The 24571-nt window shown below is 62.2% G+C and carries 18 protein-coding genes; 3 read left to right on the top strand and 15 right to left on the bottom strand.

Annotated features, from left to right (window positions below; genetic code table 11):
* Window positions 1-14: 14 nt before the first annotated feature.
* From hutH to hutC, 8 genes are all read right to left on the bottom strand, one after another.
* Window positions 15-1538, bottom strand: a complete 1524-nt coding sequence (gene hutH, locus EIY71_RS24585; protein ID WP_085746395.1) for a histidine ammonia-lyase — start codon at window positions 1536-1538, stop codon at window positions 15-17.
* A 145-nt stretch (window positions 1539-1683) separates the two neighbouring features.
* Window positions 1684-2514 (bottom strand): glycine betaine/L-proline ABC transporter ATP-binding protein, encoded by an 831-nt coding sequence (locus EIY71_RS24580; protein WP_052266509.1) that lies wholly within the window; start codon window positions 2512-2514, stop codon window positions 1684-1686.
* Window positions 2511-3362 (bottom strand): proline/glycine betaine ABC transporter permease, encoded by an 852-nt coding sequence (locus EIY71_RS24575; RefSeq protein ID WP_007952475.1) that lies wholly within the window; start codon window positions 3360-3362, stop codon window positions 2511-2513. Before EIY71_RS24575 ends, EIY71_RS24580 begins: the two co-directional genes overlap by 4 nt.
* An 84-nt stretch (window positions 3363-3446) precedes the next feature.
* On the bottom strand, window positions 3447-4415 hold the full coding sequence (locus tag EIY71_RS24570; RefSeq protein WP_085746394.1) for an ABC transporter substrate-binding protein: 969 nt from the start codon (window positions 4413-4415) through the stop codon (window positions 3447-3449).
* Between the two features lie 70 nt (window positions 4416-4485).
* The gene (locus EIY71_RS24565; RefSeq protein WP_134023464.1) at window positions 4486-5958 is read right to left on the bottom strand and encodes a cytosine permease; all 1473 of its coding nucleotides are present in this window, start codon (window positions 5956-5958) and stop codon (window positions 4486-4488) included.
* A 77-nt stretch (window positions 5959-6035) separates the two neighbouring features.
* Complete coding sequence (gene hutU / locus EIY71_RS24560) at window positions 6036-7718, bottom strand: urocanate hydratase (RefSeq protein WP_039764719.1); 1683 nt, start codon at window positions 7716-7718, stop codon at window positions 6036-6038.
* Between the two features lie 420 nt (window positions 7719-8138).
* Window positions 8139-8708 carry a HutD family protein gene (locus tag EIY71_RS24555; RefSeq protein ID WP_085746393.1) on the bottom strand — a complete coding sequence of 190 codons (570 nt, stop codon included), beginning with the start codon at window positions 8706-8708 and terminating at the stop codon, window positions 8139-8141.
* Window positions 8705-9415, bottom strand: a complete 711-nt coding sequence (gene hutC / locus EIY71_RS24550) for a histidine utilization repressor (RefSeq protein ID WP_170844914.1) — start codon at window positions 9413-9415, stop codon at window positions 8705-8707. The genes EIY71_RS24555 and hutC overlap by 4 nt, the downstream gene beginning before the upstream one ends.
* Window positions 9416-9561: 146 nt before the next feature.
* Between hutC and EIY71_RS24545 the strand changes: the two genes are divergently transcribed.
* Window positions 9562-10926: a formimidoylglutamate deiminase gene (locus EIY71_RS24545; protein ID WP_085746392.1), complete on the top strand. Its 1365-nt coding sequence runs from the start codon at window positions 9562-9564 to the stop codon at window positions 10924-10926.
* Between the two features lie 174 nt (window positions 10927-11100).
* Here the strand turns inward: EIY71_RS24545 and EIY71_RS24540 are convergent, their stop codons facing one another.
* Entirely contained in the window at window positions 11101-11670 is a 570-nt protein-coding gene (locus EIY71_RS24540; protein ID WP_085746391.1) for a lipocalin family protein, read from the bottom strand.
* Window positions 11671-11701: 31 nt separating this feature from the next.
* A complete protein-coding gene (locus tag EIY71_RS24535) occupies window positions 11702-11956 on the bottom strand; it encodes a hypothetical protein (protein WP_007952486.1) in 255 nt (84 codons plus the stop codon).
* 282 nt (window positions 11957-12238) lie between these two features.
* Between EIY71_RS24535 and EIY71_RS24530 the strand changes: the two genes are divergently transcribed.
* Window positions 12239-14131 carry a methyl-accepting chemotaxis protein gene (locus EIY71_RS24530; RefSeq protein ID WP_203546252.1) on the top strand — a complete coding sequence of 631 codons (1893 nt, stop codon included), beginning with the start codon at window positions 12239-12241 and terminating at the stop codon, window positions 14129-14131.
* Window positions 14132-14347: 216 nt separating this feature from the next.
* On the opposite strand, the gene EIY71_RS24525 is transcribed toward EIY71_RS24530, so the two are convergent.
* The 5 genes from EIY71_RS24525 to EIY71_RS24505 all read right to left on the bottom strand — a co-directional run bounded on the left by EIY71_RS24525 (window position 14348) and on the right by EIY71_RS24505 (window position 23663).
* Window positions 14348-14950 (bottom strand): DUF924 family protein, encoded by a 603-nt coding sequence (locus EIY71_RS24525; RefSeq protein ID WP_085746389.1) that lies wholly within the window; start codon window positions 14948-14950, stop codon window positions 14348-14350.
* Window positions 14951-14953: 3 nt separating this feature from the next.
* Entirely contained in the window at window positions 14954-15964 is a 1011-nt protein-coding gene (locus tag EIY71_RS24520) for a class 1 fructose-bisphosphatase (protein ID WP_064585553.1), read from the bottom strand.
* A 194-nt stretch (window positions 15965-16158) separates the two neighbouring features.
* Window positions 16159-17523, bottom strand: a complete 1365-nt coding sequence (locus EIY71_RS24515) for a DUF3999 domain-containing protein (RefSeq protein ID WP_134023462.1) — start codon at window positions 17521-17523, stop codon at window positions 16159-16161.
* A complete protein-coding gene (locus tag EIY71_RS24510) occupies window positions 17520-21110 on the bottom strand; it encodes a DUF2339 domain-containing protein (protein ID WP_134023460.1) in 3591 nt (1196 codons plus the stop codon). Before EIY71_RS24510 ends, EIY71_RS24515 begins: the two co-directional genes overlap by 4 nt.
* A gap of 102 nt (window positions 21111-21212) precedes the next feature.
* Window positions 21213-23663 (bottom strand): glycogen/starch/alpha-glucan phosphorylase, encoded by a 2451-nt coding sequence (locus EIY71_RS24505; protein ID WP_085746386.1) that lies wholly within the window; start codon window positions 23661-23663, stop codon window positions 21213-21215.
* A 258-nt stretch (window positions 23664-23921) separates the two neighbouring features.
* Between EIY71_RS24505 and EIY71_RS24500 the strand changes: the two genes are divergently transcribed.
* A complete protein-coding gene (locus tag EIY71_RS24500) occupies window positions 23922-24359 on the top strand; it encodes a YkgJ family cysteine cluster protein (protein ID WP_007961740.1) in 438 nt (145 codons plus the stop codon).
* Window positions 24360-24571 lie beyond the last annotated feature (212 nt).

The raw sequence follows: 24571 nt of genomic DNA, 5'->3' as shown, positions 1-24571 counted from the left end.
GGTATGGGTAGTTGTCAGTGCAGATTGGGTAATGCGTTGTGCAGCAGATCCGGGTCTTTCAGAACGCCTGCAGCAGCGGCGATGTCCGGCGCCAGCCAGCGGTCCTGATCGTAGGCCGGGACTTTTTCGCGCAGCAGTCGCCAGGCGGTATCGGTGCCCGCGCCGAAGCGCTGTTCCTTGAGGAATTCAAACGCCTGGGCCGCCAGCAGGTACTCGATGGCGAGGATCTGCGTGCAGTTTTCCAGCGCGCGATGCAGCTTCAGCGCGGCGTTGGTGCCCATGCTCAGATGGTCTTCCTGCAGGCCCGAGGTGACGTAGTTGTCGAGCACCGCCGGTTGCGCCAACTGGCGGTTTTCCGCGCACAGCGACGCGGCGACGTATTGCACGATCATCATCCCGGAGTTCACCCCCGGATTGGCCACCAGAAACGCCGGCAGACCGCTGACGTGCGGGTTGATCAGGCGATCCAGACGCCGCTCGGCAATCGAGCCGATTTCAGCCATCGCAATCGCCAGCAGATCCGCCGCCAGCGCCACCGATTGTCCGTGCGGGTTGGCCTGGGACATCACCCGGAAGTCATCCGGCGTGCCCAGCAGCAACGGGTTGTCGGTGCAGCCGTTGAGCTCGGTTTCGATCTGTTTGATCGCGTGTTCCAGTTGATCGCGCGCAGCACCGTGCACCTGCGGGATCGAGCGGATGCTCAAGGCATCCTGAGTGCGAATGCCTTTGCTCGACTCAATCACTTCACTGCCATCGAGCAAGGCGCGCAGGTTGACGCCGACCTGCTGCATGCCCGGATGCGGCTTGAGCGCGATGATCTCGGCATCGAAAGCGGCGATCTGGCCGCGTTGTGCTTCAAAGCTCATGGCGCCGATCACGTCGGCCCATTGCAGCAGACGCGTGGCGTCGGCAATCGCCAGGCAACCGAGGCCGGTCATGCACGGCGTGCCGTTGACCAGACACAGACCGTCCTTCGCCCCGAGCTGCACCGGTTGCAGGCCCTCTTCGGCCAGCGCCTGCTGCGCGGAAACCACTTGCCCGCGATAACTGACATTGCCCACGCCCAGCAGCGCGATGCCGATGTGCGCCATGTGGGTCAGGTAACCCACCGAACCCTGCGACGGCACTTGCGGGGTGATGCCGCGATTGAGCAGCGCCAGCAGCGCTTCGACCACCCGGCGATGAATGCCGGATTTGCCGTGGCTGTAGTTGCGGATCGCAGCGCACATGATTGCGCGGGTCTGCTCGTCGGCCAGTACCGGACCGACGCCGCAGGCATGGCTGAGCAAGGTGTTGCGCGACAGCTGACTGAGCTGCTCGTCTTTCAGCGAAACGTTGCACAGCGCACCGAGACCGGTGTTCACACCATAGGCGCGCTCGCCGCTGGCAACGATACGCTGGACGATGCCCTGCGCGTTTTCAATGCGCGCCCAGGTCTGCGCCGACAGCTCGAGCTGCGCTCCGTGACGGGCGACTGCGACCACATCCTGCCAACGCATCGTAGCGTCGGCGATAACGACTTTTTCAGCCTGGGACATCACTTACCTCAACCATAATTTTGATGCAGCTTCACCGGCCTCATCGCTGGCAAGCCAGCTCCCACAGAATCTCCGCTGCTCACACAATCCCTGTGGGAGCGGGCTTGCCCGCGATGAGGCCAGTCTGTGCACTGCAAAACTCAGATCAGACCACCGCCGCCCGCCGCTGCACGAAACGGTCGACATACTCGTCCGCCGGCGAATGCAGGATCTCTTTCGGCGTGCCGACCTGGATCAGGCGGCCGTCCTTGAGGATCGCGATGCGGTTGCCGATGCGCACGGCCTCGTCGAGGTCGTGGGTGATGAAGACGATGGTCTTGTGCAGGGTCTTTTGCAGCTCCAGCAACTGGTCCTGCATCTCGGCGCGGATCAGCGGATCCAGCGCACTGAAGGCTTCGTCCATCAGGATGATGTCGGTATCCGCCGCCAATGCCCGGGCCAGACCCACACGCTGGCGCATGCCGCCGGAGAGCTGGTGCGGGTATTTGTTTTCGTAGCCCTTGAGGCCCACGGTGTTGATCCAGTGCAACGCACGTTCGGCGCACAGCTGCTTGCTCTCGCCGCGCACTTTCAGGCCGTAGGCGACGTTGTCGAGGACGGTCTTGTGCGGCAGCAGGCCGAAGCTCTGGAACACCATGCTGATCTTGTGCCGGCGAAATTCGCGCAGGGCTTCCATGTCGTATTGCAGGATGTCCACGCCGTCCACCAGGATCGCGCCGCTGGTCGGGTCGATCAGGCGGTTGAAGTGGCGCACCAGCGTCGATTTTCCGGAGCCGGACAGGCCCATGATCACGAAGATCTCGCCGGTACCGATGCTCAGGGACAAGTCGTTGACCCCGACCACGCAACCGGTTTCGTTCAGCACCTGATCCTTGGTCTTGCCCTGGCCGACCATCGCCAGGGCGTCCTTGGCGCGGTTGCCGAAAATCTTGAAGACGTTTTTGACTTCGATCTTGCTCACGGTTGCGTTGCTCATTTGCTCACCTCATGCCGTGGCCGACCATACGCCTGGGTAATGCGGTCGATGACCACTGCGAGAATCACGATCGCCAGACCGGCTTCCAGGCCACGTCCGACGTTGAGGGTCTGAATGCCCACCAGCACATCTTCACCCAGGCCACGGGCGCCGATCATCGAGGCGATCACCACCATCGACAGGGCCATCATGGTGGTCTGGTTGATCCCGGCCATGATGCTCGGCAGGGCCAGCGGCAGTTGCACGCCGAACAGTTGCTGCCAGCGGTTGGCGCCGAATGCGTTGATCGCTTCCATCACTTCACCATCGACCTGGCGGATGCCCAGATCGGTCAGGCGGATCAGCGGCGGCGCGGCGTAGATCACGGTGGCGAAAATCGCCGGCACCTTGCCCAGGCCGAACAGCATCAGCACCGGAATCAGGTACACGAAGCTGGGCATGGTCTGCATGATGTCGAGCAGCGGCATCAGCACCGAACGCAGGCGATTGCTGCGCGCCGAGAGAATCCCCAGCGGTACGCCGATCAGCACCGAAATGACCGTCGCCACCATCATCAGCGCGAGGGTCTGCATCAACTTGTCCCACAGGCCGACGGCGCCGACCAGGAACAACAGACCGACGATCACGGCGGTGGTCACGACTTTGCGCGTCGCATGCCAGGCCACGACGCCGACGATGGCCAGCATCAACCACCACGGCGCGGCGCGCAGCAGGCCTTCAAGATTGACGATGGCCCACAGCAGGGTGTCGGAGATATGGCGGAACACGTCGCCGTAATTGGTGACCAGCGCATCGACCCAACCGTTGACCCAGTCGGCGATGGAAAAGGTAAAGCTTTCGGGAAACATAAGCGGCTCTCAATCAGGAAACTCAATCAAGCGATTGCGGCGAACACCCCGGCCAGCCTCTCGGTTGGCCGGGAGGAATTCGACCTACAGCGCCGCGTCGATTTTCTTGGCAGCGTCTTCACTCACCCACGCATGCCAGACTTCAGGATGTTCCTTGAGGAAGATTTTCGCCAGTTTTGGCGACTCGATACGTTCCTTCGCCATGCGGCCCAGGTTCTGGTTCAGCAGGTCGATCGGCAGGTTGACCTTTTCCAGCACGGCCACCAGTTCCGGCGCTTGCTCGTGGAAGGTCTTGGACAGACCGACCTTGATGGTCACGGTCTTGTCGACGCCCGCTTTTTCTTCCAGTTTGACTGCGTCGATCTGGCCCATCAGCGGGGTTGGCGACCAGTAGTAGAACAGGATCGGCTCGCCACGCTTGTAGCTCGACAGCACCGCCGCATCCAGCGCCGGACCGGTGCCCGGGCGGAAGTTGGTGTAGCTGTTTTCCAGGCCGTAGCTTTTCAGCATTTCGCTGTTGTCCAGCTCGCAGGTCCAGCCGGCCGGGCAGTTGTAGAAGCGGCCCTTGGAAGGCTCTTCGGCGTCTTTGAAGATGGCGGCGTATTTGCCCAGGTCGGCGATGTTTTTCAGGTCCGGCGCCTTGGCTTCGAGTTTGCGTTTGGCGTCGCCTTCGATCACGTAACGCGGCACGTACCAGCCTTCGATCGCCCCCACCACCGGGGCGCCGACACCGACGACCTTGCCGGCCTTCTCGGCCTTGTTCCAGACCTCGCTGCGGCCAACCCATTCTTCGGCGAAGATCTGGATGTCGTTGCTGCTCAGGGCGTTTTCCATGGTGATGGAGTTGCCCGGCAGGCTGTCGGTCTTGCAGTCGTAACCTTTCTCCAGCACCACCTGCAGAACGTCGGTCAGCAGCATGCCGCTTTCCCAGTTCAGGCCGGCGAATTTCACCGGTTTGCCGGACTCGCACCAGCCGGCGGCCTGGGTCGCGCCGGCGCTGGCCAGCAGGCCCATGGAAAGCAATGTGGTCAGCAGGGTCTTGTTCGATTTCATTGTTGTGACGCTCCTAATCATGAATTGGCTTACGGCAGTCAAGAGGCATCCAGCCCTGTCCACGTCCAAATCAGGCCTGCGCCGCAGCGCGACCGGCCCCGCTTGTTTTAGGTTGTACAACGCTGTCCTGCTCGACGGGCAGAATCAGTCGATCGGGTACGGTGCCGTGCCATTTTTTCGCGCAGACGTAGTACAGCGCTGCAGGCAGCACGAGACCGATGATCCAGGAAATATCCACATCCCCCAGGGCCGCTACCAATGGACCGGTATAGAACTTGGTGGAAATGAACGGCAGTTGCACCAGCACCCCGAACACGTAAACGCTGATACCGAGGATGTTCCAGCGGCCGTAGCGACCGTTCGGATCCGCCAGCGCCGGTACGTCATAGCGCTCGCGGGTGATGCAGTAGTAGTCCACCAGGTTGATCGCGCTCCACGGCGTGAAAAACGCCAGCAGGAACAGGATGAAGGACTTGAACGCACCGAGGAACGAATGCTGGCCGAGCAACGCGATCAGGGTCGCCGCGCCGACGATCACCAGCACGAACACCAGACGCTGCATCCGCGAAACCTGCAAGTTGCCACGGAAGCCGCTGATGATGGTCGCGATGCACATGAAGCTGCCGTAGGAGTTCAGGGTGGAGATGGTGACCTTGCCGAACGCGATGCTGAAATACAGCAGCGCGGCGGTGGCACCGGTCCCGCCCAGACCGACGATGTAAGCGACTTCATGACCGGCGAATTGCCCGTTGGCCGAAGCGGCCGCGAACACACCGAGGATCATCGCCACCTGCGCACCGATCACCGAACCGGCACCGGCGGCGAAGAAGGTTTTCACCGACGACACCTTGCTCGGCAGGTAGCGCGAGTAGTCCGCCACGTACGGGCCGAAAGCGATCTGCCAGGAGGCCGCGAGCGACACCGCCAGCAGGAAACTGCTCCAGCTGAAGTGACGGATTTCCAGAAGTGCGCCGACGTCCACCTGACTCATCAGACGGCTGAACAGGTAAACGAAAGCAATCACGCCAATGGCACTGGCGATGCGGCCGATCCAGTGAATCACCCGATAGCCGAGCACCGTGACCACCACGATGACGCTGGCGAAAAGCAGGATGCCGACGGTGTCGCTGACCCCGAACAACTGGCCCAGCGCCTGACCGGACAACACAGTCCCGGTGGCGGTGAAGCCGAGGTACATCAGGCACACCAGCACGATCGGAATCGCCGCGCCGTAGACGCCGAACTGCACCCGGCTGGAAATCATCTGCGGCAGGCCAAGCTTCGGCCCTTGCGCCGCATGCAGCGCCATCACCCCGCCGCCCAGCAGTTGACCGATCAGCAGACCGATCAACGACCAGAACACATCGCCGCCCAGCACCACGGCCAGGGCCCCGGTGACAATCGCGGTGATTTGCAGGTTGGCACCCATCCACAGGGTGAACTGACTGAACAGACGACCGTGTCTTTCCGCTTCCGGGATGTAGTCGATCGAACGCCTTTCGATCAACGGTTTACTGCCTGCACGATCGGTGTTGCCCGCCATGATTCAACCTCTGTGGATTGTTCTGGTTATTGTTGTTGTGGCCCTGCGGGAGCGAGGGTGCCCGCTCCCGCAGATGTTCACTTGCCGGTGATCATCGGCAGGTTCAGCCCTTGTTCCTTGGCGCAGTCGATGGCGATCTGGTAACCGGCATCGGCGTGACGCATGACGCCGGTGCCCGGGTCGTTGTGCAGCACGCGAGCGATACGCTCGGCCGCTTCGTCAGTACCGTCGCAGACAATCACCATGCCCGAGTGCTGGGAGAAGCCCATGCCGACGCCGCCGCCGTGGTGCAGGGAAACCCAGGTCGCACCGCTCGCGGTGTTAAGCAGCGCGTTGAGCAGCGGCCAGTCGGAGACTGCATCGGAGCCGTCCTGCATCGATTCGGTTTCGCGGTTCGGGCTGGAGACCGAGCCGGAGTCGAGGTGGTCGCGACCGATCACGATCGGTGCCGACAGCTCGCCGCTGCGGACCATTTCGTTGAACGCCAGACCGAGCTTGGCGCGCAGGCCCAGGCCGACCCAGCAGATACGCGCCGGCAGACCCTGGAAGCTGATGCGCTCGCGGGCCATGTCCAGCCAGTTGTGCAGGTGGGCGTCGTCCGGGATCAGTTCTTTGACTTTCGCGTCGGTCTTGTAGATGTCCTGCGGGTCACCGGACAGCGCAGCCCAGCGGAACGGGCCGATGCCACGGCAGAACAGCGGACGGATGTAGGCCGGTACGAAGCCCGGGAAATCGAATGCGTTTTCGACGCCCTCTTCCTGAGCCATCTGACGGATGTTGTTGCCGTAGTCGAAGGTCGGCACGCCCATTTTCTGGAAGTCGAGCATGGCTTTGACGTGAACGGCCATCGATTGCTTGGCGGCCTTGACCACAGCGGCTGGCTCGGTCTTGGCGCGGGCGCGGTATTCGTCCCAGGTCCAGCCGGCCGGCAGGTAACCGTTGAGCGGGTCGTGGGCGCTGGTCTGATCGGTGACCATGTCCGGGCGCACGCCGCGCTTGACCAGTTCCGGAAGGATTTCAGCGGCGTTGCCGCACAGGGCGATGGAAACCGCCTTGCCTTCGGAGGTGTATTTGGCGATGCGGGCCAGCGCGTCGTCGAGGTCTTTGGCCTGCTCGTCGACGTAGCGGGTCTTGAGGCGGAAATCGATGCTGATCTGCTGGCATTCGATGTTCAGCGAGCAGGCACCGGCGAGGGTCGCGGCCAGTGGCTGGGCGCCGCCCATGCCGCCGAGGCCGGCGGTCAGTACCCATTTGCCGGTGAGGTTGTCGTTATAGTGCTGGCGACCGGCTTCAACGAAGGTTTCGTAGGTGCCCTGGACGATGCCCTGGCTGCCGATGTAGATCCAGCTGCCGGCGGTCATCTGGCCGTACATGGCCAAGCCTTTGGCGTCGAGTTCGTTGAAGTGTTCCCAGGTCGCCCAGTGTGGCACCAGGTTGGAGTTGGCGATCAGTACGCGCGGGGCGTTGCTGTGGGTCTTGAACACGCCGACCGGCTTGCCCGATTGCACCAGCAGGGTTTCGTCTTCGTTGAGGTTGGTCAGGCTCTCGACGATCTTGTCGTAGCACTCCCAGTTACGCGCAGCGCGACCGATGCCACCGTAGACCACCAGCTCTTTCGGATTCTCGGCGACTTCCGGGTCGAGGTTGTTCATCAGCATGCGCAGCGGCGCTTCGGTCAGCCAGCTCTTGGCGGTCAGCTTGTTGCCGCGGGCGGCACGGATTTCGACGTCACGAAACTTAGTGGTTTTGTTGTCAGTCACGAAAAAGACTCCTCAGCGATCAATTCAAACCAACCCTGGCAGTGGGCAAGCAGCCTGTGCGCATCAGTGCGCGACAAGCGAATCAGTGGACGCTGCGGAGAGTCTCGATCGACTCATACGCATACGTCTTTACTTGTACATACAAGCATATGCAATCAAGCGGCCAACTTGTTGGAGGGTCGTTCAACAAAAATCCCGGACAGGGCTGGAAAGCGCCTGAATCAAGGGCTCTGGCATTCATGAAATTTTTCGCGGGGTGGATTGAGGGTAGCGAGAGGTTGTTACGAAAGCGTGGTTTTGCGCCACACTGGGGCGTTCGGTAACAAGTTGGTGCGCATTTCGGGAACGTCGGGACGAAAAAAAACCGCTGCGTTCAAAGCAGCGGTTTTTGATCGTTCCCACACAGAGCGTGTGAAGGAATCAGCGTGAGGACAGTTCGATCACGCAGCAGCCGGCATTGACGGCAATCTCGGTCAGCCCGGTGTTACCGTCCAGTTGCAGGCAGTCATGGCGGCCGAGTTGCGAGGCGCTGTCACCGACCGTGACCTCCAGCAGTTCACTGACGCTGAAGACCAGCACGGTGCTCGCCGAACTGAAAAACCGCTGTTCGCCGTCCAGCCATTGCAGGCGTGCGCTGTAACGCTGGGGTGAGTAGATCAGGTTGAAGTCGCGGATTGCGCCACCGAGCAAGGTGCAGGACACCTGGCTCTCGCCGCTGAAGGCAAACGGGTCGAGGGGTAACAACGGCCGGGTATCGTCGCCATCGACACACAGGGTCATGCCGTCGCCCTGCAATACCGTGATCACTCGCTGGTAACCGGCGAAGGTCGAAAAGCCGCCGGATTCGGCGATGTCGGCAATCGACAGACGCCAGCCAAAACCGTCGAGACCGGCGCCGGCGTCACGGGTGATTTCCTCGGTGCTGCCGCCGCCGTTTTTCCACGGCATGCGCGGGTAGCCTTCGGCGCGTAATACCTTCAACTCTTTCATTTATGAAACCGACCTTCCAGACGATGACGAGAACCGGGGTGGATCAGGCGCGCCGCCGTCACCGGCTGACGACCCGACCACGTACGACGGCGGATCAGCAGGCACGGCTCGCCTTTTTCGATCTGCAGCAATTTGCATTCGGACGCTTCGGCAAGGATCGCTTCGACCACGTGCTCGCCTTCGGTCAGCGGCGCGACCTGGTTCAGATAGGCGTAAGGCGTTTGCAGGGTGAAGTCCTGCTTGAGGTATTCCGGGGCGACCAACGCGTTGACGAAACGGTCTTCGATCTGCACCGGAATGTCGTTTTCGTAATGCACGATCAGCGAGTGAAAGACCTTCTGCCCTTCGCGCATGTCCAGCGCCAGCGCACGTTCGGAACCGGCGGCCTCTTCTTCCAGTGTGATGACCTGACAGGTGTGGCGATGGCCACGGGAGGCGATTTCGTCCGCGATGTTGTGCACTTCGAACAGCGCCGACTGGCTCTTCGGTTCGGCGACAAAAGTGCCGACGCCTTGCATGCGCACCAGCAGACCGTCGGCGGTCATTTCCCGCAGCGCGCGGTTGATGGTCATGCGGCTGAAACCCAACTGGCTGACCAGCTCGCTTTCCGACGGCACGCGGTAATGCGGCGGCCAGTTACCGCTGTCGATCTGCTGGGTGATCATCTGTTTGACGCGGGCGTACAAGGGCGCCGGACTGTCGCCCATGTTCGCGGCCAACGGGGAGACTGGAGGCGGAGTCGGCACGGTGGATCCCTGTTCATTGGATGAAAGTTGCTAGCTTGCCGGAGTTTACCGGGCAGGCAAACGTCTGTATATGTATATACAAATAACACACGATGGGGTGCTGAACCATGTCCGCCTTCTTTGCCGAACGCGCGCTGCTGCCTAACGGATGGGCCAACAATGTACGTCTCGAGGTCAGCGCCGATGGCGTGTTGACCCGAATCCAGGCCGATTCCACTGCAGACGGCGCCGAGCGGTTGAGCGGTCCGCTGCTGCCGGGGATGCCGAATCTGCACTCCCACGCGTTTCAGCGAGCGATGGCGGGACTGGCGGAAGTGGCCGGCAATCCCAACGACAGTTTCTGGACCTGGCGCGATCTGATGTACCGGCTCGTCGGAAAAATCAGCCCCGACCAGCTCGGTGTGATTGCCCGTCAGCTGTACATCGAAATGCTCAAGGCCGGTTACACCTCGGTCGCCGAATTCCATTACGTCCACCACGATCACAACGGCCAGCCTTACGCCGACCCGGCCGAACTGGCGTTACGCATCAGCCAGGCGGCCAGCTCCGCCGGTATCGGTCTGACATTGCTGCCCGTGCTCTACAGCCACAGCGGTTTCGGCGGCCAGACGCCGAACGAAGGCCAGCGCCGTTTCATCAACAGCACCGAAAATTACCTGAAACTGCAATCACGTCTGCAACCACTGCTGGCACAGGAGAAGGCGCAGTCGCTGGGCCTGTGTTTCCACTCGTTGCGCGCAGTCACGCCTCAGCAGATCAGCGAAGTGCTGGCGGCCAGCGACGAGCAATGCCCGGTGCACATCCACATCGCCGAGCAGCAGAAGGAAGTCGATGACTGCCTGAGCTGGAGCGGTCGTCGTCCGCTGCAATGGCTGTACGAAAACACCGAAGTCGATCAGCGCTGGTGCCTGGTGCACGCGACCCACGCCAATCCGGAAGAAGTCACGCTGATGGCCAAAAGTCGCGCCATCGCCGGCCTGTGCCTGACCACCGAGGCCAACCTCGGCGACGGGATTTTCCCGGCGGTGGATTTCCTGGCTCAGGGCGGGCGCATGGGCATCGGCTCCGACAGCCATGTGTCGTTGAGCGTGGTAGAGGAATTGCGTTGGCTGGAATACGGCCAGCGTCTGCGCGATCAACGGCGCAATCGCTTGTATGGCGCGGATCAGCCGATGGTCGGCCGTACGCTGTATGACGCGGCACTGGACGGTGGCGCTCAGGCGCTGGGCCAGCCAATCGGTGCGCTGGAAGTTGGCAAACGTGCCGACTGGATTGTGCTCGATGGCAGCGATCCCTATCTGGCCACGGCCAGCGGTGACGGGATTCTCAATCGCTGGCTGTTTGCCGGTGGCGATCGTCAGGTGCGCGACGTGCTGGTCAACGGTCAGTGGGTCGTGCGCGAGGGGCGACATGCCGGGGAGGAGGACAGCAATCGCGCCTTTACCCAGGTCCTGCGAGACCTTTTGGGCTGACACAAAAAAACCTGTGGGATTGTCCTCCACAGGTTTTTTTTCACCTCTGTTACTGATCGTTCCCACGCTCTGCGTGGGAATGCAGCCCGGGACGCTCCGCGTCCCAAAAGCGGACGCAGAGCGTCCATTGAGGCATTCCCACGCGGAGCGTGGGAACGATCAGAACAGGAGAAGTCAGTTGGACGTCTTGGCCATCTGCTGATCCGACGTGCGCCAGATCAGACGCGTGGTGTCGTAACCCTGCTGACGCGCCTTGCTCAGCAGTTCCTCACGCACCACACCGTTGACGGTCGGCGTGCGGGACAACAGCCACAGGTAGCGACGACTCGGGTCGCCCACGAGGGCGGTCTTGTAGTCATCGCTGACGTACAGCACCCAGTATTGACCCTTCGCCACACCCGGAATCAGACGCGAGAACCAGGTATCAAATTCGACCCACAGCTTGTCGGTCTTGCCCGGCACCTGTGGATAAGCCGTGCCTTTGACTTCTTCCCACGTCCAGTCCGCCGTCAGGCAGCGGTTGTACACCGCGATATTACCGTCGGGCTTGAGGGAGTAACGGGCTTCGGATTGCGCGCAATTGCGCTGGAAATACATCGGCAGACGCGCCAGTTCGTACCAGGTGCCCTGGTAACGCTTGAGATTGACACTGTTGACCGTCTTCGGCGCCAGCGGATCTTCACCGGACGTGGCGCAGCCGGCCAATACCAGGCCGGCCAAAAGGACAAGCAATAACCGCTTCATTGTTTTTCTCCCGTGGGCGCGTAGCCCCGGTTTACTTCAGGCCTTGGCCGGAAAACATCAGCACTTTGTCACCGGCATACTGCACGCTGATAAAGCTGTTCTTGTCGCCCCAGGTGCAACTGGACATGCCGAGCGCGCCCGAGCAATCGGTGGGCTTGCCAAGCAGCGTCTCCACTTCGGCCTTGGCCATGCCGGCCGAGAGCTTCGAATAGTTTTCCTGATTGACCTTGCTGCATGCGGCCAACAGCACGCAAAACGACAGAAGGGCGATAGATCGCAGCGACATGGTGTAACTCCTGGAACGGAAGGGGGATGGCATGGCGCCAACCAGAAGCTTAGAAGAGAAAACCCCTGTCTGGTTCCCTGGGAGGATGGCTATTTGTTAGCCCGCTCGTCCGTCTTTCGCCGGTAAATCAGACAGTTTGTAAGGCTATCGAGCATTTCGTCGCTTTTAGCAAAAAGCGCCTAATCTTTGGCGCGCGGCGGTCGAAATAAGAGCAGCGCAAAGCCCCAGAGTGTGGCAAATTGCCGCCCTTTCTTGACCAGCCCCTTCGCGGTAGCTCACTTAATGACCAGAAACATGAAATTCAGCCACAAGATCTTGTTGGCTGCCGCCCTCGTGGTGGCCGTTGCGTTCGCCTGTTTCATTTTGTTCAACGACTATCGCCAGCGCGAAGCCCTGCAAAGCAGCACCGAAGCGTCGATGCAGGAACTGGGCAGCCTGACCACCAGCAACATCCAGACCTGGCTGGAAAGCCGCATCCAGTTGCTGCAATCGATGGCGCAACAGGTTGTCGCCGACGGCAACGCCCCGGCCAGCCTGAAACGCATCATCGACCTGCCCGCCTACACCGGCAATTTCCAGCTCAGCTACTTCGGCGGCGCCGACGGCGTGATGTTCTCGGTCCCGGCCGGCAACCGCGCGCCGGATTACGATCCGCGCGCCCGTGGCTGGTACAAGGCGGCTAACGCTGCGCAACAGACCATCGTCACCGAACCGTACATCGCCGCCTCGTCGGGCAAACTGGTGATCACCGTCGCCACCCCGGTGCAGCGCCAGGGCCAGATGATCGGTGTGGCCGGCGCCGACATTGACCTGTCGAGCGTCAGTGCGATCATCAACTCGCTGAACTTCGGCGGCCATGGCCACGCGTTCATCGTCGGTGCCGACGGCAAAATCCTGATCCACCCGGACAGCAAGCTGGTGCTCAAGACCCTGGCCGAGGCCTACCCCAACGGCGCGCCGAAAGTCAGCCCGGGTCTGAAAGAAGTCGAGTTCGACGGCAAGACCCAACTGATCTCCTTCACCCGCGTCAACGGCGTGCCGTCGGCCGACTGGTACGTGGCGCTGGTGCTGGACAAGGACACCGCGTTCTCGATGCTCAGCGAATTTCGCACCTCGGCGCTGATCGCCATGGTCATTGCGGTAGTGATCATCATCGCGCTGCTCGGCATGCTGATCCGCGTGCTGATGCAGCCGCTGCTGACCATGGGCCGCGCCATGCACGACATCGCCGAAGGCGAAGGTGACCTGACCAAACGCTTGACCATCCACGGCCACGATGAATTTGGTGCGCTGGGGCTGTCGTTCAACCGTTTCGTCGAGCGCATCCACACCTCGATCCGCGAAGTCTCCTCGGCCACCGGCCAGGTCAACGAAGTCGCCCTGCGCGTGGTCGCGGCGTCCAACTCGTCGATGTTCAACTCCGACCAGCAGGCCTCGCGCACCAACAGCGTGGCCGCCGCGATCAACCAGCTCGGCGCCGCCGCCCAGGAAATCGCCCAGAACGCTGCCCTCGCCTCGCAACACTCAAGCGACGCGCGCAGCCTGGCCGAAGACGGCCAGCAGGTGGTGGATAAAACCATCCACGCGATGCAGCAACTGTCGGCGAAGATCAGCGACTCCTGCGGCAACATCGAAACCCTGAACAGCAACACCGTGAACATCGGGCAGATTCTGGAAGTGATCACCAGCATCTCCCAGCAGACCAACCTGCTGGCCCTCAACGCCGCCATCGAAGCGGCCCGTGCCGGCGAGGCCGGTCGTGGTTTCGCCGTGGTCGCCGACGAAGTCCGCAACCTGGCGCACCGCACCCAGGATTCGGCGCAGCAAGTGCAGAAGATGATCGAAGAACTGCAAGTCGGCGCACGTCAGGCGGTCGGCATCATGACCGAGAGTCAGCGCGAGAGCGAAAGCAGCGTCGGCATCGCCAACCAGGCCGGCGAACGTCTGGGCAGCGTGACCCAGCGCATCGGCGAGATCGACGGCATGAACCAGTCGGTGGCGACGGCGACGGAAGAGCAGACGGCGGTGGTCGAGTCGATCAACGTCGATATCAACGAGATCAACACGCTGAACCAGGAAGGCGTGGAGAACTTGCAGGCGACGTTGCGGGCTTGTGCGGATCTGGAGCAGCAGGCTGCTCGGCTGAAGCAGTTGGTGGGTAGCTTCAGAATCTGAAGATCAAGAGCTTACCCCCTCATCGGAACGCCGCCCGCCCATCCCTCTCCCCCAAGGGGGCGAGGGGAAAGGGAGCCGATCTCTGTCGCTTTCCAGACCTGAGTTCAACTCGGTATTTCAAGTCAGCGTAACTCGAACATCCAACTCGGTCAGTCCCCTCTCCCTCCGGGAGAGGGTTAGGGTGAGGGCCGGTTTTTCAGGTTGCCGAAAATCGCCCTAAAACCGCGAACCCGGCTCTTTCAAAAACTTCAGTTCCTCAACCGTAGACTCCCGCCCCAACACCGCATTGCGATGCGGAAACCGTCCAAACCGCGCAATCACCTTCTGATGCCGCTCGGCATAATCAAGGTTGTCGGCAAACACCCCGCGCTCCGCCTCCGGCTGCTCAGCCACCAGATCAATGAATCGCGAGACGGCTTCATTCTGCACTGCGAGGTTTTCGCAATGTTCGAAGACGAGGTAGATGAAGAGTCGCTGGATCGGTTTCAACTGCCGATCGAAGTCTGCTGCAATCCCCTGAGCGACCAGTTTCTGGGCCCGTAGATCACCGGAAAAAGCCTTGGGCGTATCGCGAAAGATCATTCGCGGGAGTTGGTCGAGCAACAGCACCAGCGCCAGCCAACCTTCGGGACGTTGCGTCCACTCGGTCAATTCGCCAGCGAGAGCCTGATCGACAAAGACCCCGAAACGCTCACGCGCTTCGAGGTCCTGGCTGTCTTTCTTGCCGAACCACAACTTGCCCTGTTGCGCCGAAACCTCAGTAGCTGATTCAGCATGACCGAACCACCAATCGAGCAACGGCTGCCAGGGCGCGTTCATGGTTTATTCCTTGTGGTAGGCCGTAGCGCGGGCGACTTCTTCTTTCGAGCCGAGGAACACCGCTACGCGCTGGTGCAGGCCTTCAGGCTTGATGTCGAGGATGCGCTGGTGACCGTCGGTGGAAGCGCCGCCCGCCTGTTCCACCAGGAACGACATCGGGTTGGCTTCGTACATCAGGCGCAGTTTGCCTGGCTTGGACGGCTCGCGGCTGTCGCGCGGGTACATGAACAGACCGCCACGGGTCAGGATGCGGTGCACGTCGGCAACCATCGCCGCGACCCAGCGCATGTTGTAGTTCTTTTTCAGCGGGCCTTCTTCACCGGCCAGCAGTTCCGAAACGTAGCGTTGTACCGGGGCTTCCCAGTGACGCTGGTTGGACATGTTGATGGCGAATTCCTGGGTGGTTTCAGGAATGGTGATGTCTTCGTGGGTCAGCACGAAGCTGCCCATTTCGCGGTCCAGCGTGAAGCCTTTGACGCCGTCGCCCAGGGTCAGCACCAGCATGGTCTGCGGGCCGTAAATGGCGTAACCGGCGGCAACTTGCTGAGTGCCTGGCTGCAGAAAGGCCTTCTCATTCAGAGGCTCGTTCTGGCTCAGGTATTCGTTCGGGCAACGCAGCACGGAGAAGATGGTGCCGACCGGGGCATTGATGTCGATGTTCGACGAACCGTCCAGCGGATCGAATACCAGCAGGTAGGCGCCTTTCGGGTATTTGCCCGGGATCTGGTAGGCATTGTCCATTTCTTCGGACGCCATGCCGGCCAGGTGACCGCCCCACTCGTTGGCTTCGAGCAGGATTTCGTTCGACAGCACGTCGAGCTTCTTCTGCACTTCGCCTTGCACGTTTTCCGTGCCCATGCTGCCCAGAACACCGCCCAGGGCGCCTTTGGACACGGCGTGGCTGATCTCTTTACAGGCACGCGCCACCACTTCGATCAGGAAACGCAGATCGGCAGGAGTGTTGTTGCTGCGGGTCTGCTCAATCAAATAGCGACTCAGGGTAACGCGGGACATGGACGGCTCCGGTGGAATGGGGGGCTAAAAACCCGCGCAGTTTACAGGGAGTCTGAAACCGTAGCGAGCAATGACGCCGGTAACGTGCGTCGGGTGCAATTCCTGCTATCAGACGTGATCGAACCGAGAGAGTTCAGGCACCGGATTCAGCGTAGTTGGAAACCCGACGGGTGTAGAGGCCACACCCGTCATATTCACGATTTGGCCGGCGGCTTGCGCAGCAGACTGAAGGCCATTGCTGCAAGAAACAGCACACTGAGCAGCAACACCGCCCACAGGCCGAACTTCTTCCAGTTGGTGTCCGCCGTGGCCGAGGTGGTGGCCGTCGAAGTCTGGGTCGCCAGCGCGTCGCCCTGCACCGTGGCCTTGCCCAATGTGGCCAGTTTCTCCGGTTTGAAATCGGGGATCAGCGTGGTCAGCGGCAGGTTCGCCGTCTTCACGGTCGGATTGCCCAGCGCCAGGCTGTACGGCCCGTCACCCCGGGCGAGGAAGATAACCTGAGTGGCGCGCACCGCGTATTTCACGCTCGGCGCCTGCTCGCCTAGACCGCCGCCCCGTTCGTCGACCGTCAGTTTCAACTGCTGCACGGTCTGCCCGTACAGCTGCAATTCGTTCTGCACCACGTCCTGGCCGTTCTGGGTCAGGCGATAGAGCAAGCCGCTGCTCAGCGCTTGCCACGGCAGACTGCTGTCGCGACGCCCCGACAACGTCACCGGCGCCAGGCTGTTGGCCTGTTTCAGTTCGACCTGCACCCGCTCGATGTTCAGCCCCATCGGCAGCTGCCAAGTGTATTCACCGGGCTTGCCGCTGCTGCCTGCCAGCGCCGGGGACCAGACCAGCGGCAGCGGAAGATTGCGCGGGTCGCTGCTTTTCAGTTGTGCCGACGTCAGGACCGGCGCCGAGGCCGGCGAATCCCACAACAGACGCAGATACCGCGCCGATTGCCCCGGCAGCGCCACTTCATGTTGCTCGACCCGTTCGTCGGCAAAGGTCAGGCGCGCGACCTGGCCTTCGCCCCAGGCCTGCCAGTGCTGCAAATCATCGCTGGCCTCGATGCTGAAACGCTGGAAGCCGTCGCGCTCGCTGGTCCAGTCGAGGATCAGTTGCTGCAACGGCGCTTTGATAGCACTGGCGTCGAGCAGCCAGCCACGCAGCACTTCCTCGCCCGCTTCCAGTTGGCTGGACGGCTGCACTTCCACCAGCGTACCGGTGGTGGTGGATTGCACGCGTACGCTTGGCGCACGCTCGGTGGCATCCGCCGAGTTGTACAGCGGGAACCACTTCACCTCATGCAACTGACCGTCGTCGCGGGTCTGGGCTGATTCCCGGGCCAGCGCATAGGCCTGCGGTTCTCCGGCGGCGTTGAACACTCGCAGGTCGCTGAGATCAGTCTGGCGCGCCTGCAACTGCACGCTCAGCGGCAGTTCGAGGCGATACCAAGGGCCGGAACCACTGACCGCCAACGGCACCTGCGCGGCGAAGTCCGCCGGTTTTTCCTGGGCGCCGGCCGTCATGGCCACGCCCAGCAACAGCCACCCGAGATTAAGCTTGCGACTCAAGACGACACTCCTTCGGTTTCCGGGGCCGGTTTGTCCGCCGCCGTTGCAGCGTCGACGCGTTTGGGCGGCAGTGGAGCAAAGTAGCCCACCACCAGCAGCAACACGCCGACGCCGATGAACGAGACGATCCGGGCCAGTCCGCCACGGTTGCTCAATTCGACAAAAATCAGTTTGGCCACCACCAGCGCAATCAGCGCCGCGCCGATCAGCCACACTTCGCGGCGATGACGCAGGTGCCCGCCGATCATCAGCCCGAGCGCCATCAGCGTCCAGACGATGGACAGACCGGCCTGCACCAGCATCGATTCGAGCAGCAGATCGAGCTCGAACGGAATCCCCGCCCAATGGTGCGCGGCGCGGGTGACCAGCGCAGTGCAGAACGCGAACAGCGAAACGCCGGCAATCAGTTGCGTCGCGTATGCCGCGTAATCCTGGCGGATCGACAGCTCGGCAACGGCGCTGCGCGACCAGACGTAGACACCGAACAGTGCAAACAGCAGACCCAACTCCAGCGGGTTAAGCAGCGGCACATAAGGCAGCGGCTCGGCATTGCCATCGCTGACGCCATTGGCCAGCCAGAACCAGACCAGCATCAGCACCGCCAACGGCGCCGCCGCGTACAGGCGATATTCGCGAGGGAACGCTGCCACCGGCCACGGCCACTGACGCGGCGCAGCCATCAGCAACAGATACACACTCGGCAGAATCGCCCAGCCCAGCCAGCGCCAGGCGTTGTACTGCTCGGACAACAGCAGCAGGCCGTAGCGCAACTCCAGCGCCAGCACGCCGATCAGCAGCCAGCAACCGAGCACATGCGCCGTGCTCAATGCCCGCGCTGGCAGCATCGGCGCCAGGCGTCGCAGGCTGATGAAATGCACGACGAACACCGCCGCCCAGGCCAGCCAGCCGAAATCCGCCGCCGGGTGATAACGCGAGTGCCACGCGCCGAGCAACACCAGCCCGGCTGCCGGAATCAGCACGGTGCAGAGCAACCCGAGCGACGGCCATTTCAGACGCAAGACCAACAACGTCCACAACGCGACGCTCAGCGCGGCGACCACCAGCAACAGCGTCGCTTGCAGATTCAGCGGCGCAAACCGCATCACTTCGCTGAACCACGCCAGCGCCCACCAACCGGCGCCCCACACCAGCAACACTTCAGACAGGCGATGCAGGCTCAGCACATCGAACGCCGAGGCGTGATTGCCCAGTTGCAGGCGCCACGCTCCGATCATCGCCGCCAGGCCCAGCACCAGTGGCGTCCAGAATCCGCCATGGGCCAGCGGTCGCAGCCCCTCGCTGGACAGCGGCCCGAGCAACTCGGGGCCGGCCAGCAAAAACGCTGCGCCACCGATCAGTTGCAACAGCAGACCGAAGACAAAACTCACGCGCTGCTTGAGGTACAGACTGAGCCAGATGATCAGCAAGCCACTGGCCGCCCACACCGCGCTCGCGGTCTGCCACGGCAGCACGAATAACACCGCCAGATTGATCAGCACCAGACCTGCCAGCAGCACCACCGACAACCCGCGCAGCAGACGAACATCGCTGCGCACCATCTCGTCGCGCGCCGCCAGCAGCATGCCGGCGATCAACGCCAGACCGATCAACGAGGCGCTGAGCAAACCGCTCCAGCCGGCGCTGAACACGGCCGCCGAATCCTCGCCCGCCCCTTGCAGGCGCAACAGGAATAACGCCCCGCCAAGCAACTGCACGGCAAACGCGGTGAACAAGAACGTGCGCGATTGCAGGCGCAAGCCGACGAACAAGGTCGCCAGCCCGGCCAATGCCCAACTGATCGCCGTGCCCTGAATGAAGAAGAACAGCGGCGCCAGCAGATACAGGAAGGTCAGCCCCAGGCACGCCAGCACCGGCAAGCCCTGACGCTCCCACAGCGAGGTTTGCTCCGGCGACGCCTTGCGCAATTGATAGAAGCTGAACAGCAACGCCGCGCCGAGCATCAATGCGCCCAACGGCGCAGCGTCGAGCAGGCTGCTTTCGCCAACCCGCAACTGACTGAGAAACGCCAGCGCCGAACCCAGTTGCAGCAGCAATGCGAAAGCCCGGGCCAACGGCCGTTGCTGACGCAAGCCCAGCCAGAAAATCCCCGCCCCCTCCACCGCCCAGGCGGCGGAGGTCCAGCGCGCATCCAGCCCCAGCGGAATCGCCAGGCTGGCGAAAATCACCCCGAGCGCCAGGCAAGTCTCACCCAGCAACATCGCCCGGCCGCCCATCAGCACTTTGGCCAGGGCCATGTAGATCATGCCCAGCGCCAGTGCGCTGAACGCCGCCGCAAACTCAAGATGCTGAACCAGCGCGAATTGCAAGCCGAAACCCACCAGCGGCGGACCGAACAGCATCGTGCCGTCGACGTAATCGCCCTTGCGCGCCGACCAATGCAGCAGCGCCTGGCGATCGTCATCCGCCGGGGCGTCCGGCATGTCCAGCAACTTGCGCCGGGCGAACAGCAGGCCGATGGCCAGGTACATCAGGAAGAACAGAATCAGGAACGGTTCGGTGCTCCACAGCAGTTCCGGCATGTACGAACGCAGGCCCCAGGCGAAACCGATGCCGAAGGTGCCAACGAAGCCGATCAGGTTGAGCAGGCGCCAGGCCTTGAACCAGGCGATGGCCAGGATGCCGGCGTTGAGCAGCGCGAAATAACTGAATAGCGCGACGTGGTTGCCGGCGCCGGTGGAGGTCAGGATCGGCGCGGCGAAACCGCCCAGTGCGGCGACGCAGGCCAGGGCCAGGGAATCCTGGGTGATGGCCAGAATGGCCGAAAACACCGTCACCGCCACCAGCAAGCCCAGCGCAGCAGACGGATCGAGCAGCGGGTGCAGACGCATCGCCGCAAACACCGTCAGGTACAACACCGCGATCCCGGTGCCTTGCAGCATCAAAGCGTAGCTGTTGTTGCGATGGCGCAACCACCAGCCCAGCGCCAGCAAGCCCAGCGCTGCCGCTGCGACCCCGGCGTAACGCAATTCGATCGGCACCACCATGCCTTCGGTGGCGTAGCGCAGCAGGAACGCCAGACCGAAGAACAACAGCACCACACCGACCCGCAGCACGGTGTTGCCACCGAACAGCCAGTTGCGCGCAGCGCTGATGCCGCGTTCGATAAGGTTCGGGCCACGAGGTTCGGCGGGCGGTTGCGGTTCGCGGGTGACGGGCTCCGGGCGCCAGACATCGACCGGCAACGGCTGACCGGGTTCGCTGGCGGCGACGGCGACAGGTTCGAGTTCGGGTGGCAGTTCCCAGACCAGCTCGGGTTCTGCGGCAGCGGGTTGTTCAAATACCGTGACGGGTTCAACGATCGTTTCGCTGGCCGGCGCGACACTCGGCGGCGCTGGCGAATGCGCCGGAGCGCCCTCCAGCAGAAACAGTCGCTGTTCGACGCCCTGCAACGCAATCTTCGCGTGATCCAGCTGACGCTGTTGCTCGGCAGCCTGCGAACCGAGCCGGGCAATGCGCATCGCCTGCCCGATGGCGAGCCCCAGCAACGCGCCCAACAGCGCATCGCTGAACGACTCGTCGAGCAGCCAGCCGAGCAGCAGCCCGATCAACATGAACATCCATTGCATGGTCGATATCCCTGAGCAGCCCCGTGGCGGGGCGGAACCAAGGCTCAGTATATCGGCCCGGCCCAACAATCGTGGGGCCGGGCGCACATTTGTCGCTAAAAGTTACTCGAGTGCCTTCCAGATATCCGTGGCGTACTCGCGGATTGTCCGGTCGGACGAGAACCAGCCCATACGCGAGGTGTTCAGCACCGCCGAACGCCACCAGTTGTTGGCGTCGTGCCAATGCGCATCGACACGCATCTGCGCCTCCCAGTAGGAGTCGAAATCGGCGCAAACGAAGAACCGGTCGTAATCCACCAGCGAATCGATCAGCCCGGTGTAGCGCGACGTGTCGTCCGGCGAGAACACCCCGCTGCGGATCGCCTGCAACACATCGTTGAGGCGATGGGACGCGGCAATGTCCGGCACCGCGCTGAACTCGTGGTTCTGCTTGCGCGCCTCGACCTGCTGGGCGCTGAGACCGAAGATGAACATGTGCTCGGCGCCGATGTTTTCGCACATTTCCACGTTGGCACCGTCGAGGGTGCCGATGGTCAGCGCACCGTTCAGGCCGAACTTCATGTTGCTGGTGCCCGAGGCCTCGAAACCGGCGGTGGAGATCTGCTCCGACAGGTCCGCTGCTGGAATGATGCTCTCCGCCAGGCTGACGTTGTAGTTGGGCAGGAACACCACTTTGAGCAGACCGCGCACGGTCGGATCGTTGTTCACCACCCGGGCGATGTCGTTGGTCAGCTTGATGATCAGCTTGGCCTGGTGATAACTCGCCGCGGCTTTGCCGGCGAAGATTTTCACCCTCGGCACCCAGTCGATTTCCGGCTCGGCGCGGATCGCCTGATACAGCGCGACGGTGTGCATCAGGTTGAGCAGTTGGCGTTTGTATTCGTGGATCCGTTTGACCTGCACGTCGAACATCGCCGCCGGGTTGACCGCGATCCCCAGCCGTTCATGGATCAGATAGGCGAGGGCTTTTTTGCTGTGCAACCGTTGCTCGGCGAAGGCTTTACGGAAGGCGGGTTTCTCGGCGAACGGTTCAAGATCGAGCAGTCGCTGTTCGGGGTTATCCAGAACATCCGCGCCGAGGGAATCGACCAGCATCGACGTCAATTCCGGGTTGGCTTGGTACAGCCAGCGGCGGAAGGTGATGCCGTTGGTTTTGTTGTTGATTCGCTCCGGATACAGCTTGTGCAGTTCGGCGAACACGGTTTTGCGCATCAGCTGCGTGTGCAGCCCGGACACGCCGTTGACGCTGTGGGAACCGAGAAACGCGAGATTGCCCATGCGCACCCGGCGGCCGTTGTCTTCCTCGATCAGCGACACCGCGCGCAGCACGTCGAAATCGTGGATGCCCTTGGCCCGCAGCGAATCGATGTGCTGGGCGTTGATCAGATAAATGATCTGCATGTGCCGCGGCAGCATGCGTTCCATCAGCCCCACCGGCCAGGTTTCCAGCGCTTCGGGCAGCAGCGTGTGGTTGGTGTACGACAGCGTATCGACGGTGACTTGCCACGCCGCGTCCCAGGCCACGTCGTAGACATCGACCAGTTGGCGCATCAGTTCGGCGACAGCGATCGAGGGGTGGGTGTCGTTGAGCTGGATTGCCGCGTGATCGCCGAGGGTCAGCACCGAGGTGTGCATGTTGCGATGACGGCGCAGCAAATCCTGAAGCGACGCGGCGACGAAGAAGTATTCCTGACGCAGGCGCAGTTCCTGCCCGGCTTCGGTGCTGTCCGCCGGGTAGAGCACGCGGGAGATACTCTCGGCCCGGGCCACTTCGGCGACGGCGCCCAGGTGGTCACCGGCGTTGAAGCGCTCCAGATGCAGGTCCTCCATCGCCCGCGCCCGCCACAGGCGCAAGGTGTTGACGCTCGCCCCGCGCCAGCCGACCACCGGGGTGTCGTAGGCAATCGCCCGGACGGTTTCCGCCGGGTGCCAGACTTGCCGGGACTTGCCGCTGGCGTCGGTGACGGTCTCGACGCTGCCGCCAAAGCCGATCGGATAGACCACCTCTGGCCGCTCGAACTCCCAGGGGTTGCCGAAATCCAGCCAGTGCTCGGTCTGTTCCTGTTGCCAACCGTCGACAATCGCCTGACGGAACAACCCGTGCTCATAACGAATGCCGTAGCCGTGGCCAGCGATACCGAGGGTCGACATGCTTTCCATGAAGCACGCCGCCAATCGTCCGAGGCCACCGTTGCCCAGCGCCGCATCCGGCTCCAGGATGCGGATGCGCTCCAGATCGACGCCCAGCTCGGTCAAGGCTTCACGGGCGACGTCCAGCAAACCGAGGTTGCTCAGGCTGTCGTAGAGCAAACGGCCGATGAGGAATTCCAGCGAGAGGTAATACACCCGCTTCTGGCCTTTGCGGTAGATCTGCCGGGTATGGTCCATCCAGTGCTCGACCATGTGATCGCGCGCCGCCAGGGCGATGGCTTCGAACCAGTCATGGTCGAAGGCGTGATCCGGGTCTTTGCCCACCGCGTAGGTGAGTTTGGTCAGGACGGCGTCGCGGAATGCGGCCACCTCTGCTTCGCGAACTAGTGGTTCTTGAGTCATCGATAGGACCTCGAGCGAGCGGGGAGTTGTCAGAGCCTAGACGGTCTGACCGACGGTAAGGGCTCTGGTTCGGCAGTTTTTACCGAGAGTGTGAGATCGACCGGCAATACTCTGGCGAATGCCTCAATGAATGCAGGGGCCGTGCCGAATTGTCGGACGATGTGCGCGCATGAAGAAAAAATCTGGCGAAAGGTTGTTCAAAAATCCACCAGTCCCGGTATGATCGCGCGCCCTGACGCACACGCCTGGTAAAGACCGATGATGAAGCCCAACCTGATCGCCGCAGCCGAGATCGACCGTCTCGATACCTGGGCCAAATATTCGGCCCCGATGTGCGGCTCGTGCGTTTCCAGCTGCTGCACGCTGCCGGTCGAGGTCAAGATCAAGGATCTGGTGCGCATCGGTGTGGTCGACGAGTTCGAACTGGGCGACCCGCCGAAGAACATCGCCAAGCGTCTGCAAAAGGAAGGTCTGGTCGAGCGCTTCAATCAGAAGTCGGGGATCTTCACCCTGCAGCGCATGAGCAACAACGATTGCTACTACCTGGATCGTAAGAGCCGCCTGTGCACCATTTATGACAAGCGCCCGGACACCTGCCGCAACCACCCGAAGATCGGCCCGCGCCCTGGCTATTGCGCGTACAAGCCGAAGGAAGTGGAACGGGTGCAGAATTCGCGGTCGATCGAGAAGTTCTGATCTGCCCTGAGATGTTCGGCGGCTGATCGGCCGCCTTCGCTGGCAAGCCAGCTCCCACAAAGGTTACTGGTGATCAAGTAACTTGTGTTCCCCCCAAAACCCTGTGGGAGCTGGCTTGCCAGCGATGGGGCCCGCACAAACACCGCATAAATCCCGGACAAACAAAAACGCCCCCGGTCTCTCGACCGGGGGCGTTTTCTCAAGCCTGGGCT

It is taken from the genome of Pseudomonas sp. CH235, assembly GCF_004368175.1.
Lineage (GTDB): Bacteria > Pseudomonadota > Gammaproteobacteria > Pseudomonadales > Pseudomonadaceae > Aquipseudomonas > Aquipseudomonas paraglycinae.
The sequence above is the reverse complement of the archived record's forward strand: the minus strand, read 5'-3'. Positions and strand labels throughout refer to the sequence as shown.

Excerpts from the sequence above, each read along its gene's own strand:
- hutH (WP_085746395.1), bottom strand. The coding sequence starts at position 1,538 with ATGTCCCAGGCTGAAAAAGTCGTTATCGCCGACGCTACGATGCGTTGG.
- EIY71_RS24580 (WP_052266509.1), bottom strand. The coding sequence starts at position 2,514 with ATGAGCAACGCAACCGTGAGCAAGATCGAAGTCAAAAACGTCTTCAAG.
- EIY71_RS24575 (WP_007952475.1), bottom strand. The coding sequence starts at position 3,362 with ATGTTTCCCGAAAGCTTTACCTTTTCCATCGCCGACTGGGTCAACGGT.
- EIY71_RS24570 (WP_085746394.1), bottom strand. The coding sequence starts at position 4,415 with ATGAAATCGAACAAGACCCTGCTGACCACATTGCTTTCCATGGGCCTG.
- EIY71_RS24565 (WP_134023464.1), bottom strand. The coding sequence starts at position 5,958 with ATGGCGGGCAACACCGATCGTGCAGGCAGTAAACCGTTGATCGAAAGG.
- EIY71_RS24555 (WP_085746393.1), bottom strand. The coding sequence starts at position 8,708 with ATGAAAGAGTTGAAGGTATTACGCGCCGAAGGCTACCCGCGCATGCCG.
- hutC (WP_170844914.1), bottom strand. The coding sequence starts at position 9,415 with ATGGGCGACAGTCCGGCGCCCTTGTACGCCCGCGTCAAACAGATGATC.
- EIY71_RS24545 (WP_085746392.1), top strand. The coding sequence starts at position 9,562 with ATGTCCGCCTTCTTTGCCGAACGCGCGCTGCTGCCTAACGGATGGGCC.
- EIY71_RS24540 (WP_085746391.1), bottom strand. The coding sequence starts at position 11,670 with ATGAAGCGGTTATTGCTTGTCCTTTTGGCCGGCCTGGTATTGGCCGGC.
- EIY71_RS24535 (WP_007952486.1), bottom strand. The coding sequence starts at position 11,956 with ATGTCGCTGCGATCTATCGCCCTTCTGTCGTTTTGCGTGCTGTTGGCC.
- EIY71_RS24530 (WP_203546252.1), top strand. The coding sequence starts at position 12,239 with ATGACCAGAAACATGAAATTCAGCCACAAGATCTTGTTGGCTGCCGCC.
- EIY71_RS24525 (WP_085746389.1), bottom strand. The coding sequence starts at position 14,950 with ATGAACGCGCCCTGGCAGCCGTTGCTCGATTGGTGGTTCGGTCATGCT.
- EIY71_RS24520 (WP_064585553.1), bottom strand. The coding sequence starts at position 15,964 with ATGTCCCGCGTTACCCTGAGTCGCTATTTGATTGAGCAGACCCGCAGC.
- EIY71_RS24510 (WP_134023460.1), bottom strand. The coding sequence starts at position 21,110 with ATGCAATGGATGTTCATGTTGATCGGGCTGCTGCTCGGCTGGCTGCTC.
- EIY71_RS24505 (WP_085746386.1), bottom strand. The coding sequence starts at position 23,663 with ATGACTCAAGAACCACTAGTTCGCGAAGCAGAGGTGGCCGCATTCCGC.
- EIY71_RS24500 (WP_007961740.1), top strand. The coding sequence starts at position 23,922 with ATGATGAAGCCCAACCTGATCGCCGCAGCCGAGATCGACCGTCTCGAT.